Here is a 17,265-nt window from a genome sequence, read left to right as displayed (position 1 = left end):
TACTGCAGGGGGGACCCTGTGGGAGAGTAGGACACCGCCGGACTTAACTTGAGAACGAACGGGGAGGCCCGTCGCACATCGTGCGGCGGGCCTTTCTGCGTTAACACGGCCTCCCGATGTCGCGCGGGCACTGTCGGGGGTGGCATCTCGGTCTGGACGCGCAGAGTCGCACTACGCCGCAGTGTGATCCCGTCGTCCTGCGGTTTCGGGTGACGTGCTGTCTCCGACGAGATCTCCCATCGGCACCACCTCCGGGCCGTGCCGATCCTCGGAGCCGGGTGTCGGGTCGGACCCGGTCTCGGCTGTCCCGGCGTCGCCTCACCGGTTAGCCTGGTAGGAGACTTCGGCAGACCCACAACACCACAGACATCATCTGGCCTTCGCGGCCGACAGGAGCACAGTGAGCGACTCATCCGATCGAGACAGCCGGCCCGAGGCCCAGGACCGCGGATCGTCGCACTCCTCTCGCGGGCGCGACGGGTCCATGCCGCCGTATGAGCGGGGATCCTCTGGTGCCCCGCGAGGCCCACGCGACGGTGGGCGGAGCTCCGGCGCTCGTGGATCGAGCGGGGACCGTGGGGCGCGGGACGACGAGCGCAAGCCCTGGTCGCGCGATGGCGGGGCCGGCCCGGCCCGTCCGGCGCGGGATGGTGAGCGCAAGCCCTGGTCCAAGGACGGGGGCGGTGCTTCCCGGCCGCAGCGTGATGGGGAGCGCAAGCCCTGGTCGCGCGATGGTGGTGCCGGCCCGGCCCGTCCGGCGCGGTATGGTGAGCGCAAGCCCTGGTCCAAGGACGGGGGCGGTGCCTCGCGGCCGCAGCGTGATGGGGAGCGCAAGCCCTGGTCGCGCGATGGCGGAGCCGGGTCGGCCCGGCCCGCGCGCGATGGGGAGCGCAAGCCCTGGTCGCGCGACGGCGGGGCCGGAGTGGCGCTGCCTGCGCGTGATGGGGAGCGGAAGCCCTGGTCCAAGGACGGCGGCCGAGATTCCGGTGGCCGTGACGCCGGACGTGGCGGCGCTCGACCGCCGCGCGACGGCGACAAGCTCTGGACGCGCGATGGACGACCGGCGCGGAACGACCGGGACGCCCCTCGCTACGAGGAGGCCCTGACCGAGGAGCAGCTGCGCGCACGCGAGCTGCGTTCCGTGCGTCCCCGTCATGAGGATCCGGAGATCCCCGAGGACGTGAAGCCGGGTGACCTCGACCGGATCGCCCGCAACGAGCTGAAGACCCTGAGCAAGGACAACGCCGAGGGCGTCGCGCAGCATCTGGTGATGGCGGCGCGGCTCATCGACGAGGATCCGGAGCTCGCGCACCGGCACGCGACCTCGGCGGCTCGCCGCGCAGGACGCATCGCGGTGGTCCGTGAGTCCTTGGCCATCACGGCGTACGCCGTCGGCGACTACGCGCTCGCACTGCGCGAGCTGCGGACCTATCGGCGCATCTCCGGCAAGAACGACCAGCTCGCCCTCATGGTCGACAGCGAGCGCGGGCAGGGACGCCCCGACAAGGCGCTGGAGCTGGGTCGCTCCGTGCCGAAGGAGACCCTGCCGGCGGCGGAGCAGGTCGCGCTCGCGATCGCGATGTCCGGCGCCCGGCTCGACCTCGGGCAGACGGAGGCGGCTCTCGACGAGCTGTCGATCGCGCAGCTGAACCGCGACGTGGCGTACTCGTACAGCGCGGATCTCTTCCACGCGTACGCGGAGGTGCTCGAGGAGCTGGGTCGTTCAGACGAAGCCGACGCCTGGCGCCAGCGCGCCGATGCCGCCGAGTCTGCGTTCGCTGATCCGGACGAGGGCTGGGACGACATGGTCGAGGTCGTCGAGGAGGAGCTCGAGGTCGAGGACTCCGGGGATGTCGACGTCGCGGGCGAGGAGGTCCTCTCGGGGGAGGAGGTCCTCTCGGGGGAGGAGGTCCTCTCGGGGGAGGAGGTCCTCTCGGGGGAGGACGACGGATCCGTTGAGGCCGATGGCGACGATGAGCGGGCCGCGGATGCGGGGGTGGCAGCCGATGGTGCCGCCACGGCGTCCGAGGATCCCGGAGAGGGCGACGAGCCGAGCCTGCCGAGCGAGGACGGCGACAGCTCGGACATCGCGATCGACGTCGATGACGAGCTCGACGTCGAGGAGCGCGACCGCGGGGCCGACGAGGCCGCGCCCGTGGACATGACCGACGGGGCGCTCGGCGCCGACGACGCACGGGAAGGCGACCGCGATGTTCGCTAGGGCGGCGAAGGGGAGTGCCCCGCTCGACGGCGTGGACGTGATCCTCGCCGACCTCGACGGGGTCGTGTACGCGGGGCCCGACAGCATTCCGCACGCCGTCGACGCGCTGAACCGCGCGGCTGGCGACGGGATCCGACTCGGGTACATCACGAACAACGCCTCGCGCACGGACGCCTCCGTGGCCGAGCACCTCAGCTCGCTCGGGCTGACGGTCGCGCCCGAGGACGTCGTCACGTCACCGCAGGCAGCGCTGCGGCTGCTCGCGGACCGCGTGCCCGCGGGATCCATCGTGCTCGTCGTCGGCGGCGAGGGCCTCGTGCACGAGCTCGAGAAGGCCGGCTACGTCGTCACGCGCTCGACGGACGACCAGCCGGCGGCGGTCGTGCAGGGCTTCTCGCCGGAGGTGGGCTGGGCGCAGCTGGCCGAGGCCGCGTTCGCGCTGGCCGACCCGGACGTCGTGTGGGTCGCGACCAACACCGACTGGACCATCCCCGTCGCGCGGGGCATCGCCCCCGGCAACGGCACGCTCGTCTCGGCCGTGCACACGGCGGTCGGGCGTCTGCCCGTGGTCGCGGGCAAGCCGGAGACGCCGATCTTCGACGTGGCCCGCGAGCGCTTCGGCGCGGAACGGCCCGTGTTCCTCGGTGATCGGCTCGACACCGACATCCTGGGGGCGACGCGCGCCGGCATGGCATCCGTCCACGTGCTCACCGGGATCGACCGCGCGAAGCAGCTCCTCGCGGCCGAGGAGGACCAGCGGCCGACGTTCATCCTCGAGCACCTCGGGCAGCTGCACGAGCCGTATCCGGAGACGCGGTTCTCGCAGGAGGGACGCGTGGCGACGGTCGGGAAGTCGTCCGTGCGCATCGCGGGTGACCGGGTCGAGGTCGTCAAGGACGGCGGGTCCACCATCGACACGCTGCGCGCCGCCTGCGCCGTCATCTGGAATTCGGGCCGGCCGATCTACGGGCTCGACGTGCAGGAGTCGCTCTACGTCGCCGCCGGTGCCGCCGGCGCGGGCCGGGCGTAGCGTGACGGCGTGAGCGACGACCCGGAGGACGGAGCTCGAGCGGCATCGGCAGCGGGAGCGGCACCGGAGGGCGACCGCGACGACCACGACGACCGCGACGTCGCCGAGGAGCTGGTCTCCCGGCTGCAGCTCATCGAGGAGCAGCCGCTCGGCGACCGCGCGGCCGCCTTCGCGTTGCTGCACGACGAGCTGCGGACACGGCTCGAGGGCGGGGACGGGGCCGCGGCGCGTGGCTGACGCCGGCGACGGATCCGCGTCGCTGCCCGCCGAGGCACCCGCCGAGCTGCTCGGCGGCGACCTGCGGCTCGACGCGGCCCTGCCCGCGCTCGGCCTCGCGCGGTCGCGCACGCATGCCGCACGGCTCATCGTCGACGGGCTCGTCACGGTCGACGGGCGTGGCGTCGTCAAGGCGTCCTTCCGCGTGATGCCCGGATCCGTAGTCGAGGTCGCCGGAACGGACGCCTACGTGAGCCGCGGCGCCCACAAGCTCATCGGCGCGCTCGACGCGTTCCCCGAGGTGGAGGTCGCGGGGCGCCTGGCGCTCGACGTGGGCGCGTCCACCGGAGGATTCACGCAGGTGCTGCTCGAGCGGGGTGCGCGGCGGGTGATCGCGCTCGACGTCGGGCACGGGCAGCTGGATCCGCTCATCCGCGAGGATCCGCGCGTCGACGTCGTCGAGGGCTTCAACGTCCGCGACCTGACGCCGGAGTCGCTCGCCGGCGTGACGCCGGACGACCTCGCGGGAGAGGCTCCCGCGCTCGTCGTCGGCGACCTCTCCTTCATCTCGCTGGGGCTCGTGCTGCCGGCCATCGCGCGCACCGCCGCGGACGGCGCCGACGTCGTGCTGCTGATCAAGCCGCAGTTCGAGGTGGGGCGCACGGGGATCCGCGAGGGCATCGTGCACGACGCCGGCCTCCGCGACGACGCCGTGATGCGCGTGCTCTGGGCGGCCTGGGACCTGGGGCTCGGCACGGCCGGCCTCGTCTCCTCCCCGATCGTCGGCGGCGCCGGGAACCACGAGTACCTCGCCTGGTTCAGCGGTCGTGCGGGGTGCAATCCGACACAATGGAGATCGACGTCGAACGAGATCACAGGAGCGTGAGCGAAGTGGCTGGACCCGCGAGGCACATCCTGGTCGTGTCCCACACGGGACGGCGCGACTCCATCGACGCGGCGCTCAGCGTGTGCGCGCAGCTGGCCGAGGCCGACGTGCAGCTCGTGCTCACGGCCGAGGAGAAGGCCGACATCCTGCCGTTCGCGCCCGAGATGGACCGCGTCGCCGTGCTCGGGGAAGACGTGCAGACGGCCGATCTCGAGATCGTCATCGTCCTCGGCGGGGACGGCACGATCCTGCGCTCGGCCGAGATCGTGCGCGGCACCTCCGTGCCGCTCCTCGGCGTCAACCTCGGGCACGTGGGCTTCCTGGCCGAGAGCGAGCGCGAGGACCTCACCGCCACCGTCCGCCGTGTCCTCGACCGCGACTATACGGTCGAGGAGCGCATGACGCTCGACGTCACGCTCAAGGTCGGCGCCGAGATCGTCTACCGCACGTGGGCGCTGAACGAGGCGACGGTCGAGAAGGCCAGCCGCGAGCGCATGCTCGAGGTCGTCGTGGAGATCGACGGGCGTCCGCTCGCGTCCTACGGGTGCGACGGGATGGTCGTCTCGACGCCCACCGGATCCACCGCGTACGCCTTCTCCGCCGGCGGCCCCATCGTATGGCCGAGCCTCGAGGCCATGCTCGTGGTGCCGCTCAGCCCGCATACGCTCTTCGCACGCTCGCTCGTCGTGGGCCCGGAGTCCACGGTCGCCGTCGAGGTGCTGAGCCGCACCTCCGGCTCCGGCGTGCTCTGGTGCGACGGCCGCCGCACGCGGGACATGCCGCCCGGTGCGCGCGTGGAGACCCGGCGATCCGCCATCCCCGTGCGCCTGGCGCGCCTCAAGCAGTCGCCGTTCACCGACCGCCTAGTGAACAAGTTCGAGCTGCCGGTCACCGGCTGGAGGGGGCCCGTCGACCGTGATTGAGGAGATCACCATCCGCGACCTCGGGGTGATCGGCCAGGCGACGCTGCCGCTCGGGCCCGGCTTCACGGCCGTCACCGGCGAGACCGGCGCGGGCAAGACCATGGTCGTCACCTCCCTCGGACTGCTGCTCGGTGCGCGCGCCGACTCCGGCGCCGTGCGGCAGGGGAGCGAGCGCGCGGTCGTCGAGGGACGCTGGATCATCGCCGCCGACGGCCCCGTGCCCGAGCGCGTGCGGGACGCCGGGGGAGACGTCGACCCGTTCGGCGACGGCACGCGCGGTGAGCTCATCGTCACGCGGCAGCTCTCGTCCGAGGGCCGCAGCCGCGCGTCCGTCGGCGGCCGGGGCGCACCCGCGGCGCTGCTGACCGAGATCGGGGAGCAGCTCGTCGTGGTGCACGGCCAGTCCGACCAGATGCGGCTGCGGTCGTCCACCGCGCAGCGGCAGGCGCTCGACCGGTTCGCGGGATCCGCGTTGGTGCCCGTGCTCGGCGAGTACCAGGAGGTGTTCCGCCGATGGCAGGCCGCGCGCGCGGAGCTCGACCGGCTCGTGACGGAGCAGGACGCCCGCACGCGCGAGGCCGAGGAGCTGCGCGCGGCGATCGACGCGATCGAGGCGGTGGCCCCGCAGCCCGGCGAGGACGAGGAGCTGCGCGAGCGCATCGACCGGCTCACCAACCTCGAGGACCTGCGCGCCGCCGCGTCCGCCGCCCACGAGCTCATGTCGTCCGAGGACGCGTCCGGCGAGATGGCCGACGCCGCGTCCGTGCTCGACACCGCGCACCGCCGCCTCGACCGGGTCGCGGCGCACGACCCGGGCCTGGCCGACATCATCGAGTCGCTCGACAGCGCGCGGATCCTCGTGTCGGAGATCGCGGTGCAGCTCTCGGGCTACCTCGCGGGGCTCGACGCCGACGGCGCACGCGAGCTCGAGACGCTGCAGGACCGCCGCGCCGAGCTCGCCGCCCTCACGCGCGCGCACGGCCCCACGGTGGAGGACGCGCTCGCGTTCCTCGACACCGGCAGCGCGCGCCTGCTGGAGCTCGACGGCGACACCGACCGCATCGACCTGCTGCGCGTCGAGGTCGAGCGCGACGAGGCGCTCGTCGGCGAGCTTGCCGAGCGCGTCACCGCGGTCCGCACGGAGGCGGGGGAGCGGCTCGCCGCGGCCGTCACGACCGAGCTCGGTGCGCTTGCCATGGCCGACGCGTCGCTCGACGTGCGCGTGTCGCCGCGCGAGGAGCCCGCGCTGTCGGGCGCCGACCGCGTCGAGATCCTGCTCCGTCCGCACGCGGGCGCTGAGGCCCGGCCGCTGGGGCGCGGCGCGTCCGGCGGCGAGCTGTCGCGCGTGATGCTCGCCATCGAGGTCGTGGTGGCCGGCGACGACCCCGTCCCCACCTTCGTGTTCGACGAGGTCGACGCGGGCGTGGGCGGTGCGGCGGCCATCGAGATCGGGCGCCGACTCGCGCGTCTCGCCGAGCGCGCGCAGGTCATCGTCGTCACGCACCTCGCGCAGGTCGCGGCGTTCTCGACCAACCACCTGCGCGTCGTCAAGGGCGGCGACGGGCAGGTGACGGCGTCGAGCGTCACGCAGCTCGAGGGCGACGCGCGGATCCAGGAGATGGCGCGCCTGCTCTCCGGCCTGCCGGACAGCGAGAGCGGCCTGGCGCACGCGCGCGAGCTGGTGGAGACCGCGGCCTCGCTGCGCTGAACGGACGACCGGCGGCCGGCGCGGCGCGGCGTGGCTGCCGCGGTGGCCCGATTCCCACGTAGGATGGAAGCCCGTGGCGGACATCAATTCAGCGGACACGGACTCGGGCACGACGGACAGCATCACCAGCACGACAGGCGCGGCGAAGACGACCAGGCACATCTTCGTGACCGGCGGCGTCGTCTCCTCGCTCGGCAAGGGCCTCACGGCGGCCAGCCTGGGCAACCTCCTCACGGCGCGCGGAGTTCGCGTCGTCATGCAGAAGCTCGATCCCTACCTCAACGTGGATCCGGGCACCATGAACCCCTTCCAGCACGGCGAGGTCTTCGTGACCGACGACGGCGCGGAGACCGACCTCGACATCGGGCACTACGAGCGCTTCCTCGACATCGAGCTCGACCAGGCGGCGAACGTGACCACGGGGCAGATCTACTCCGAGGTCATCGCCAAGGAGCGCCGCGGCGAGTACCTCGGCGACACCGTGCAGGTCATCCCGCACATCACCGACGAGATCAAGCGCCGCATGCGCCTGCAGGCCTCGGACGAGCCGCAGCCCGACGTGATCATCACCGAGATCGGCGGCACGGTCGGCGACATCGAGAGCCAGCCCTTCATCGAGGCCGCGCGCCAGGTGCGCCACGAGCTCGGGCGGAACAACGTCTTCTTCGTTCACGTCTCGCTCGTGCCGTACATGGGCGCGTCGGGCGAGCAGAAGACCAAGCCGACGCAGCACTCCGTGGCGGCGCTGCGCTCCATCGGGATCCAGCCGGACGCCCTCGTGCTCCGCAGCGACCGGCCGGTCTCCGACTCGAACAAGAAGAAGATCGCGCTCATGTGCGACGTCGACGAGCAGGCCGTCGTGAACGCGGTCGACGTGCCGAGCATCTACGACATCCCCGAGATGCTGCACGGGCAGGGCCTCGACAGCTACATCATCGACCACCTCGGCCTCCCCGCCGCGGACGCCGTGGACTGGTCCGGCTGGAGCGACCTGCTGGACGCCGTGCACGACCCGAAGCACGAGGTCACCGTGGGCCTCGTCGGCAAGTACATCGACCTGCCCGACGCGTACCTCTCGGTCACCGAGGCGCTGCGGGCCGGCGGCTTCGCCCACTCGGCGCGCGTGAAGCTGCGCTGGGTCGCGTCCGACGAGTGTGAGACGCCCGAGGGTGCCGCGAAGAGGCTCGGCGACCTCGACGCGCTGTGCGTCCCGGGCGGCTTCGGGATCCGCGGCATCGAGGGCAAGCTCGGCGCGCTGAAGTTCGCGCGCGACAACAAGATCCCCGTGCTCGGCCTGTGCCTGGGCCTCCAGTGCATGGTCATCGAGTACGCGCGCAACGAGGCGGACCTCGCGGGCGCATCCTCGAGCGAGTTCGACCCGGAGAGCGAGTTCCCGGTCGTCGCGACGATGGCCGAGCAGGTCGACATCATCGCGGGCGGCGACCTCGGCGGCACCATGCGCCTCGGCCTGTACGAGGCGAAGCTCGCCGAGGGATCCCTCGCGGCCGAGCTGTACGGCGCGCCCGTCTCCCACGAGCGCCACCGCCACCGCTACGAGGTCAACAACCAGTACCGCGAGCGCATCCAGGACGCCGGCCTCGTGTTCTCGGGCACCTCGCCCGACGGCACGCTCGTCGAGTACGTGGAGCTGCCCCGCGAGGTGCACCCGTTCTACATCGGCACGCAGGCGCACCCGGAGCTGCGGTCGCGCCCGAACCGCGCGCACCCGCTGTTCGCCGGCCTCGTCCGCGCCGCGCTCGACCGCCAGGCCGCGAGCACGCTCTTCGTCGAGGACGACGCCGAGGCCGTCGCGTGACAGACGCTGTCGTGGGATCCCCGGCTGACAGCCTGCACGACGACGCCGTCTCGTACGACGTCACGTCGAGCGAGCGGGTGTTCCAGGGCAGGATCTGGGACATCCGCCGCGAGACCTTCGCGTACGGCGACGGCGAGATCACGCGCGAGTACGTCGACCACACGGGCGCCGTCGCGGTGCTCGCGATCGACGACGAGGACCGCGTGCTCCTCATCAAGCAGTACCGGCACCCCGTGCGCATGCGCGAGTGGGAGATCCCGGCCGGGCTCCTCGACATCACGGGCGAGCCGCCGCTGACGGCCGTGCAGCGGGAGCTCGCGGAGGAGGCTGACCTGCTCGCCGCCGAGTGGAGCGTGCTGGCGGAGTACTACACGACGCCCGGCGGCAGCGACGAGGCGATCCGCGTCTACCTCGCGCGTGGGCTGACCCCCACGGCGGAGGCGTTCGCGCGCACCGATGAGGAGGCCGACATCGAGGTGCGCTGGGTCGACCTCGACGAGGTCGTCACGGCGGTGCTCGAGCGGCGGATCCAGAACCCGTCGACCGTGATCGCGGTGCTGCAGGCGCACGTCGCCCGCTCGCGCGGCTGGCAGACGCTCGGACCCGCCGACGCGCCGTGGCCGCGGCACCCGAAGCTGCGCGACGGCGACGGCGACGGCGACGGCGATCGCGACGGCGGGGGCGCGTCCGGATCGTGACCGACGCGGCCGACGGACCCGGGGGAGCGGCACCCGACACCGCGCCCGAGGTCCCCGTCGCGCTGCGCCGGGCCGTCGACCGGTGGCTCCGGCACGTCGAGGTGGAGCGCGGCCTGTCCCGCAACACCATCCAGGCCTACCGCCGCGACCTCGCGCGGTACACGGCGCACCTCGCGGCGGAGGGCGTGGCGGATCCGGCCGATGCGACGAGCGCGCACGTCGCCGGCTTCGCCCAGCGCGTCCGCGACCCCGAGCAGGGCGGCCTCACGGCGTCGTCGCTTGCGCGGATGCTCTCGAGCGTGCGGAGCTTCCACCGGTTCCTGGTGGAGGAGGGCATCGTCGAGGTCGACGTGTCCGCCGAACAGAAGCCGCCCAAGCTGCCGAGCCGCCTGCCGAAGGCCGTGTCGGTCGAGACGATGGGGCGGATCCTCGACGCGACCGACGGCGACGAGCCCCTCCGCGTCCGCGACAAGGCCCTGCTCGAGCTGCTGTACGCGACGGGCGCGCGGGTCAGCGAGATCACGGCGCTCACCGTGGACGACGTGCTGGGGCCCGACGGCGCCGCAGCCGAGATCGTGCGGGTGGTGGGCAAGGGCGGCAAGCAGCGGATCGTGCCCGTCGGGTCCTTCGCGCGCCGTGCCGTCGACGCCTACCTCGTGCGCGTCCGCCCGATCCTCGCCGCGCGCGGATCCGCGACTCCGGCGCTCTTCCTCGGGCTCCGCGGACACGCGCTGTCTCGGCAGAACGCGTGGCTCGTGATCAAGGCGGCCGCCGAGCGCGCCGGCGTCACGGAGGAGATCTCGCCCCACATCTTCCGGCACTCGTTCGCGACGCACCTCATCGCGGGCGGCGCCGACGTGCGCGTCGTGCAAGAGCTGCTCGGTCACTCGTCGGTCGCGACCACGCAGATCTACACGCGCGTGACCGTCGACACCCTGCGCGACGTCTACACGACCGCGCACCCGCGTGCCCGCCGGGCGTGAGCGACCCTCCCCGGTAGACTCTCGAGGATCCGGCGGACTCCCGCGTCGGAGGAGCGGCAGAGAGAGATCCACGTGACGCGCAAGCCAGATGTGACCGAGCTCCCGGGAATGGACGTCCCCGTGCTCGGGCCCACCGGCCGGGAGCTGCGCGAGTTCGCCGAGCCGGAGCCGCTCGCCGGCCACGGCCCCGCCAAGATCATCTCCCTCTGCAACCAGAAGGGCGGCGTCGGCAAGACGACCACCGCCATCAACCTCGGCGCTTCGCTCGCGAGCTACGGCCGACGCGTCCTCGCCGTCGACTTCGACCCGCAGGGCGCGCTCTCCGCCGGCCTCGGCGTGCAGACGCACGACGCCGTCACCATCTACGACCTGCTGCTCGGCACCGTGAAGGACCCGCGCGAGGCGATCCAGACCACGGGCTTCGAGGGCCTCGACGTGATCCCCGCCAACATCGACCTGTCGGCCGCGGAGGTGCACCTCGTCAACGAGGTCGCGCGCGAGCAGATCCTCGCGAGCGTGCTGCGCAAGGTGAGCGCCGACTACGACGTCATCCTCATCGACTGCCAGCCGTCGCTCGGCCTCCTCACCGTCAACGCGCTCACGGCGAGCCACGGCGTGCTGATCCCGCTCGAGTGCGAGTTCTTCGCGCTCCGCGGCGTCGCGCTGCTCGTCGAGACCATCGAGAAGGTCAAGGACCGGCTGAACCCGGGGCTCGCGCTCGACGGGATCCTCGCGACCATGTACGACTCGCGCACGCTGCACTCCCGCGAGGTGCTGCAGCGCGTGGTCGAGGCGTTCGACGACAGCGTGCTCGAGACGGTCATCGGCCGGACGGTCAAGTTCCCGGACGCGTCGGTGGCGGGCAAGCCCATCATCCAGTTCGCGCCCGAGCACCCGGCGGCGCTCGCGTACCGCAAGGTGGCGCGGGAGCTCATCGCGCGTGGCGCCGTCGCGTAGGGGCGCACCCCTGGCCGAGCCGGAGCTCGCCGTCGACGCGGACGCCGCCGCGCTCCGGGCGGATCCCGAGCGTGCGTTCCGGGTGAGCATCGGCAACTTCGAGGGCCCGTTCGACCTCCTGCTGTCGCTCATCGGCAGGCACGAGATGGACATCACCGAGGTGAGCCTGAGCCTCGTGACGAACGAGTTCATCGCGCACATCCGCGGCCTCGACGGACCCGAGGACCTCGACGAGGCCAGCTCGTTCCTCGTGGTCGCGGCGACGCTGCTCGACCTCAAGCTCGTCGGGCTCCTGCCGCAGGGCGAGCTCGTGGACGCCGAGGACGTGGCGCTGCTCGAGGCGCGCGACCTGCTGTTCGCCCGGCTGCTGCAGTACCGGGCCTTCAAGCAGGCGGCGAGCTGGTTCCAGGAGCGGCTCGTCGCCGAGTCCGGCCGGGCCTTCCGCGACGTGCCGCTCGAGGAGCGGTTCCGCGCGCAGGTGCCCGAGCTCGTGTGGACCACGTCACCCGCCGACCTCGCGGCGATCGCGCTCCTCGCGCTCGCGCCGCGCGAGATCCCGACCGTGGGGCTCGACCACCTGCACGCGCCGCTCGTGAGCATCCGCGAGCAGGCCGCGGTCGTGGTCGCGCGGCTGCGGGGCGGCGCACCGGTCACGTTCCGGGAGCTCGTCGCGGACGCCGGCGTCACCGGCGTGGTGATCGCGCGCTTCCTCGCGGTGCTCGAGCTGTACCGGGTGGCCGCGATCGAGTTCGACCAGCCGGAGGCACTCGGCGAGCTGACCCTCACGTGGACCGCCGAGAGCTGGAGCGACGACGCGCTCGCGAGCCTGGGGGCCGGCTATGACAGCTGAGCCGCAGGATCCGACGGGCGACACCGCAGTGCCCGACGCCGACACCCCGCTCGACCTCGACCGCGCGCTCGAGGCCCTGCTCATGGTCGCGGACGAGCCGCAGAGCGTGACGACGCTCGCGACCGCCACCTCGACGCCCGTGAAGGAGGTGCGCCGCGCGATCCAGCGGCTCGTCGACGACTTCGACGGGAAGACCGGGGGAGTGCGCCGCGGCTTCGAGCTGCGCGAGGTCGGCGGCGGCTGGCGCGTCTACGTGCGGCCCGAGTACGACACGGTGATCCGCGACCACGTGCTCACGCAGAACCCCACGCGCCTCTCGCAGGCGGCCCTCGAGACACTCGCGGTCATCGCGTACAAGCAGCCGATCAGCCGCAGCCAGGTCGCCGCGATCCGCGCCGTGAACGTCGACTCGGTGGTGCGGACGCTGCTCGCGCGGGGCCTCGTGACGGAGGCCTTCACCGCCGAAGAGACCGGCGCGATCCATTACGGTACGACAGACCACCTGCTCACGCAGCTCGGCATCAACTCGCTCGACGAGCTCCCCCCGATCTCCCCGTTGCTCCCCGACGGGGCGGAAGGCTTCCATGACCCCCTCCACTGAGCCCGATGACCGCGCGTCCGCGCACGCCTGGAACCCGGACGAGCCCGTCGCGGGCGTCCGCCTGCAGAAGGTGATGGCCGCCGCCGGCGTCGCCAGCCGCCGCGTCTGCGAGGACATGATCGCCGCCGGCCGCGTCACCGTGAACGGCGAGACCGTCACCGAGCCCGGCCGCCGAATCGACCCCGACGTCGACGAGGTCGCGGTCGACGACCAGGCCGTGCAGCTCGACACCTCCAAGCGCTACCTCATGCTCAACAAGCCCGTCGGGATCTACTCCTCGCTGCGCGACGAGCGCGGCCGACCCGACCTGCGCGAGTTCACGGAGGAGTTCGAGGAGCGCCTGTTCAACGTCGGCCGCCTCGACGCGGAGACGAGCGGCCTGCTCATCCTCACCAACGACGGCGACCTCGCGCACGTGCTCGCGCACCCGTCGTTCGGCGTGCTGAAGACGTACATCGCGAAGGTCACCGGGCGGGTCACGCCGCAGACGATCCAGCGGCTCACGCAGGGCGTCGACCTCGAGGACGGGCCGATCCAGGCGGATCGCGCGCGCATCCTCTCGGGCGGCGGCGACCAGACGCTCGTGGAGATCACGCTGCACTCGGGCCGCAACCGCATCGTGCGCCGCATGCTCGACGAGGTCGGCCACCCGGTGGAGGAGCTCGTGCGCCGCCAGTTCGGGCCGCTGCACCTCGGATCCCTCGGCGTCGGCCGCGTGCGCGACCTCACCTCCGACGAGCTCGGCCAGCTGCTCACCATCTCGCGCGAGGCCCGCGCGCAGGCCGGACCCGCGAACCCGCAGGGCGCCGGCGCGGCCGCCGAGGCGCAGGGGGACGTGGACCGCGAGGACGGCGAGTGAGCGAGGCCGCGGGCGCGGCCGCCGCGACCGACACGCGTGTGCAGGGGACCGTCCGCATCGTCGGCACGGGCCTCCTCGGCACGAGCATCGCGCTCGGCCTCCGCGCCCGCGGCGTCGACGTGGTGCTGGCCGACGCGTCGCCGACCACGCTCCGCCTCGCCGCGGACATGGGCGCGGGGCGCATCGCCGACATCTCCTCGGCGCCCGACCGGCCAGCGCTCGTCGTCGTCTGCGTGCCGCCGGACGTGACCGCGCGCGTGGTCGCGGCCGAGCTCGCCGCGCACCCGGACGCGCTCGTCACCGACGTCGCGAGCGTGAAGGCCGCGCCGCTCGCGGAGCTGCGCGCCATGGGTGCCGACCTCTCCAGCTACCTCGGCTCCCACCCGCTCGCCGGGCGGGAGCGCGGCGGCCCCGTCTCCGCGACGGGCGACCTCTTCCTCGGCCGGCCCTGGGTCATCGCGGGCCACGACGGCATCACGTACTCCGCCGGCGCGCCCGTCGAGCAGCTGATCCTCGACCTCGGCGCCGTCCCGATCGAGATGACCGCGGAGGAGCACGACGCCTCGGTGGCCCTCGTCTCGCACGTGCCGCAGGTCGTCGCGAGCCTGCTCGCGTCGCGGCTCGCGGACGGCGACGCTTCGGCGCTCGGCCTCTCCGGGCAGGGGCTCCGCGACACGACGCGCATCGCGTCGAGCGACGCGGCGCTCTGGGTGCAGATCCTCGGCGCCAACGCCTCCCGCATCGTGCCGATCCTCAAGGCCCTCCGCACCGACCTCGACGAGGTGATCGACGCGCTCGACGACGTCGACGCGCAGGGCGCCCGGCTGCGCGTGGCCGAGCGGATCCACGCGGGCAACGCGGGCGTCGCTCGCATCCCCGGCAAGCACGGCCAGGACCGCCGCTTCGCCGCCGTGACCGTGATGATCGACGACCGCCCCGGCCAGCTGGCCGCGCTCATCTGCGACGTCGGCGCCGCCGACGTCAGCATCGAGGACCTGCGCCTCGAGCACTCCCAGGGCGCGCAGGTGGGTCTCGTCGAGATCGCCGTGCTGCCCGAGGCCCGCGACCGCCTGGTCGCGCGGCTTGAAGAACGTGACTGGAGGATCGCCGGATGACCGGAGACGCTGTGAACGCACCCGACCCGACCGCACCCGACCCGCTGGAGGACGCCCTGCTCGTCGACGCCACGCTGAACCGCACGGTCGTCGCCGTCGACGGCCCCGCCGGCAGTGGCAAGTCGAGCGTGAGCCGGGCCGCCGCGCGCGCCCTCGGCTTCGACTACCAGGACACCGGCGCCGCGTACCGCGCGCTCAGCTGGTTCGCGCTGGAGAGCGGCGTCGACACCGAGGATCCCGCCACCGTCACCAGCCTCATCGAGGGGTTCGACTACGACATCGCGATCGACCCCGACGAGACGCGCGTCTCCGTCCGCGGCACCGACGTCACCGAGGCGATCCGCGAGCCCCGCGTCTCCGCCGTCGTGAGCCGCGTGGCCCGCGTGCCCGAGGTGCGGCACTACATGGTGGAGCTGTTCCGCGCGCTCATGGCGTCGAGCGACAAGCCCGGCATCGTGGTCGAGGGCCGCGACATCACCACGGTCGTCGCGCCCGACGCCCAGGTCCGCATTCTGCTGACGGCCTCCCCGGAAGCTAGGATGAGCAGGCGTTCCGCGGAGACGTCGACCCAGTCGGCAGCCGCGGTCGGCGAATCACTCGCCTCCCGGGATCGGGCCGACTCGCAGGTCGTCGATTTCATGAACGCCGCAGATGGTGTGACCACCATCGACTCCACGCACATCGACTTCGATCAGACCGTCCAGGCGGTGGTCGATCTCGTACACGCACGAACGGATTGAGGCGCGGCCCGGCGACGGGCCGACACGCCAGAGGAATGACATGGCTGATCACGACGACGACTTCCCTGAGCTCGACAGCGCGCTCACCGAGCGCCTGTCGAGCATCGACGAGGAGCTCGCCGCCCAGCGCGCGCAGACGCTCCGCGCCGGGCTCGACGACTACGACCTGGACGACGAGGACCTCGAGGTCCTCGAAGCGGCGACCGACGACCCCGACCAGGTCACGTACCTGCCGGCGCTGCCCGTGCTCGCGGTGGTCGGCCGCCCGAACGTCGGCAAGTCGGCGCTCATCAACCGCATCCTCGGCCGCCGCGAGGCCGTCGTCGAGGACACCCCCGGCGTCACGCGCGACCGCGTCTCCTACAAGGCCGAGTACGCCGGCCGTTGGTTCACGCTGGTCGACACCGGCGGCTGGGAGCCCGACGCCAAGGGCATCAACGCGTCCGTCGCCATGCAGGCCGAGATCGCGATGGACCTCGCCGACGCCGTGCTCTTCGTCGTCGACGCCAACGTCGGCGCCACGAGCACGGACGAGCACGTCGTCCGCCTGCTCCGCAAGACCAAGAAGACGGTGATCCTCGCGGCCAACAAGGTCGACGACGCGCGCCAGGAGCCGAACGCCGCGTCGCTGTGGTCGCTCGGCCTCGGCGAGCCGCACCCCGTCTCCGCGCTGCACGGCCGCGGCGTGGCCGACCTGCTGGATCTCGTGCTGAAGACCCTGCCGCTCGTCTCCAAGGTCGCCAAGGAGGAGGTCGGCGGACCCCGCCGCGTCGCCATCCTCGGCCGCCCGAACGTCGGCAAGTCGAGCCTGCTCAACAAGGCCGCGGGCGAGGAGCGCGTGGTCGTCAACGAGCTCGCCGGCACCACGCGGGATCCCGTCGACGAGCAGGTCGAGATCGCCGACAAGGTGTGGCGCTTCGTCGACACCGCCGGGATCCGCCGCCGCATGCACCTCGCCCAGGGCGCCGACTTCTACGCGTCGCTCCGCACGAGCGCGGCGCTGGAGAAGGCGGAGGTCGCGGTCGTCATGATCGACGTCTCCGAGGTCATCAGCGAGCAGGACATCCGCATCATCGAGCTGGTGCTCGAGTCGGGCCGCGCGCTCGTGCTCGCGTTCAACAAGTGGGACCTGCTCGACGACGAGCGCCGCCGCTACCTCGAGCGCGAGATCGAGACCGACCTCGCGCACGTGTCGTGGGCGCCGCGCGTCAACATCTCGGCGCGTACCGGCCGCCACATGGAGAAGCTCGTGCCGGCGCTCGAGACGGCGCTGGAGTCGTGGGACACCCGCATCGCGACGGGCAAGTTCAACGCGTTCCTCGCCGAGCTCACCGCAGCGCACCCGCACCCCGTGCGCGGCGGCAAGCAGCCGCGCATCCTGTTCGGCACGCAGGCCTCGAGCCGGCCGCCGACATTCGTGCTCTTCACGACCGGGTACCTCGACCCGCAGTACCGCCGCTACATCCAGCGTCGCCTGCGCGAGATCTACGGCTTCGAGGGCAGCCCGATCATCGTCAACATGCGCGTGCGGGAGAAGCGGAAGCGCTAGGTGTACTGGGTCATGACGTTGGTGACACTCGGGCCGCGGGCGTGAGCCCGTGGCTTGAGTGGATTCGTTCAGTGTTGTAGTGCTCGATGAAGGGGTCAAGCGCGTCGGCGCGG

16 protein-coding genes and 1 pseudogene are annotated in these 17,265 nt (G+C 72.6%); 16 read left to right on the top strand and 1 reads right to left on the bottom strand.

Translation table 11 applies throughout. From position 1 onward, the window contains the following. Positions 1-1,141: 1,141 nt before the first annotated feature. From HDR73_RS07230 to der, 16 genes are all read left to right on the top strand, one after another. Entirely contained in the window at positions 1,142-2,221 is a 1,080-nt protein-coding gene (locus HDR73_RS07230) for a tetratricopeptide repeat protein (RefSeq protein ID WP_041464469.1), read from the top strand. After that, a complete protein-coding gene (locus tag HDR73_RS07225; RefSeq protein ID WP_012298637.1) occupies positions 2,211-3,251 on the top strand; it encodes an HAD-IIA family hydrolase in 1,041 nt (346 codons plus the stop codon). The genes HDR73_RS07230 and HDR73_RS07225 overlap by 11 nt, the downstream gene beginning before the upstream one ends. 9 nt (positions 3,252-3,260) lie before the next feature. Beyond that, on the top strand, positions 3,261-3,488 hold the full coding sequence (locus HDR73_RS07220) for a hypothetical protein (protein WP_012298638.1): 228 nt from the start codon (positions 3,261-3,263) through the stop codon (positions 3,486-3,488). Beyond that, positions 3,481-4,353 (top strand): TlyA family RNA methyltransferase, encoded by an 873-nt coding sequence (locus HDR73_RS07215; protein ID WP_012298639.1) that lies wholly within the window; start codon positions 3,481-3,483, stop codon positions 4,351-4,353. Before HDR73_RS07220 ends, HDR73_RS07215 begins: the two co-directional genes overlap by 8 nt. A gap of 5 nt (positions 4,354-4,358) precedes the next feature. Next, a complete protein-coding gene (locus HDR73_RS07210) occupies positions 4,359-5,276 on the top strand; it encodes an NAD kinase (protein WP_041464470.1) in 918 nt (305 codons plus the stop codon). Next, on the top strand, positions 5,269-6,984 hold the full coding sequence (recN, locus tag HDR73_RS07205) for a DNA repair protein RecN (RefSeq protein WP_012298641.1): 1,716 nt from the start codon (positions 5,269-5,271) through the stop codon (positions 6,982-6,984). Before HDR73_RS07210 ends, recN begins: the two co-directional genes overlap by 8 nt. Before the next feature lie 73 nt (positions 6,985-7,057). Then, entirely contained in the window at positions 7,058-8,800 is a 1,743-nt protein-coding gene (gene pyrG / locus HDR73_RS07200; RefSeq protein ID WP_012298642.1) for a CTP synthase, read from the top strand. Further along, positions 8,797-9,498: an NUDIX domain-containing protein gene (locus HDR73_RS07195; RefSeq protein WP_012298643.1), complete on the top strand. Its 702-nt coding sequence runs from the start codon at positions 8,797-8,799 to the stop codon at positions 9,496-9,498. The genes pyrG and HDR73_RS07195 overlap by 4 nt, the downstream gene beginning before the upstream one ends. Further along, positions 9,495-10,481 (top strand): site-specific tyrosine recombinase XerD, encoded by a 987-nt coding sequence (xerD, locus tag HDR73_RS07190; protein WP_012298644.1) that lies wholly within the window; start codon positions 9,495-9,497, stop codon positions 10,479-10,481. Before HDR73_RS07195 ends, xerD begins: the two co-directional genes overlap by 4 nt. Before the next feature lie 108 nt (positions 10,482-10,589). Further along, complete coding sequence (locus HDR73_RS07185; protein ID WP_223842741.1) at positions 10,590-11,438, top strand: ParA family protein; 849 nt, start codon at positions 10,590-10,592, stop codon at positions 11,436-11,438. After that, positions 11,422-12,288: a segregation and condensation protein A gene (locus HDR73_RS07180; RefSeq protein WP_012298646.1), complete on the top strand. Its 867-nt coding sequence runs from the start codon at positions 11,422-11,424 to the stop codon at positions 12,286-12,288. Before HDR73_RS07185 ends, HDR73_RS07180 begins: the two co-directional genes overlap by 17 nt. Beyond that, a complete protein-coding gene (scpB, locus tag HDR73_RS07175) occupies positions 12,278-12,889 on the top strand; it encodes an SMC-Scp complex subunit ScpB (RefSeq protein ID WP_012298647.1) in 612 nt (203 codons plus the stop codon). The genes HDR73_RS07180 and scpB overlap by 11 nt, the downstream gene beginning before the upstream one ends. Then, positions 12,873-13,748, top strand: coding sequence for a pseudouridine synthase (locus HDR73_RS07170; RefSeq protein ID WP_012298648.1), 876 nt, complete (start codon positions 12,873-12,875; stop codon positions 13,746-13,748). The genes scpB and HDR73_RS07170 overlap by 17 nt, the downstream gene beginning before the upstream one ends. Then, a complete protein-coding gene (locus HDR73_RS07165; RefSeq protein WP_012298649.1) occupies positions 13,745-14,863 on the top strand; it encodes a prephenate dehydrogenase in 1,119 nt (372 codons plus the stop codon). The genes HDR73_RS07170 and HDR73_RS07165 overlap by 4 nt, the downstream gene beginning before the upstream one ends. Then, positions 14,860-15,603, top strand: coding sequence for a (d)CMP kinase (gene cmk, locus HDR73_RS07160; protein WP_223842742.1), 744 nt, complete (start codon positions 14,860-14,862; stop codon positions 15,601-15,603). Before HDR73_RS07165 ends, cmk begins: the two co-directional genes overlap by 4 nt. 40 nt (positions 15,604-15,643) lie before the next feature. Further along, positions 15,644-17,152, top strand: coding sequence for a ribosome biogenesis GTPase Der (der, locus tag HDR73_RS07155; protein ID WP_012298651.1), 1,509 nt, complete (start codon positions 15,644-15,646; stop codon positions 17,150-17,152). Positions 17,153-17,162: 10 nt separating this feature from the next. On the opposite strand, the pseudogene HDR73_RS07150 reads toward der, so the two are convergent. Continuing rightward, a pseudogene (locus tag HDR73_RS07150) lies at positions 17,163-17,265 on the bottom strand (IS481 family transposase); the annotation flags it as partial.

The organism is Clavibacter sp. (assembly GCF_014802555.1).
Lineage (GTDB): Bacteria > Actinomycetota > Actinomycetes > Actinomycetales > Microbacteriaceae > Clavibacter > Clavibacter sepedonicus.
This window is presented reverse-complemented; position numbering and strand designations above follow the sequence as displayed.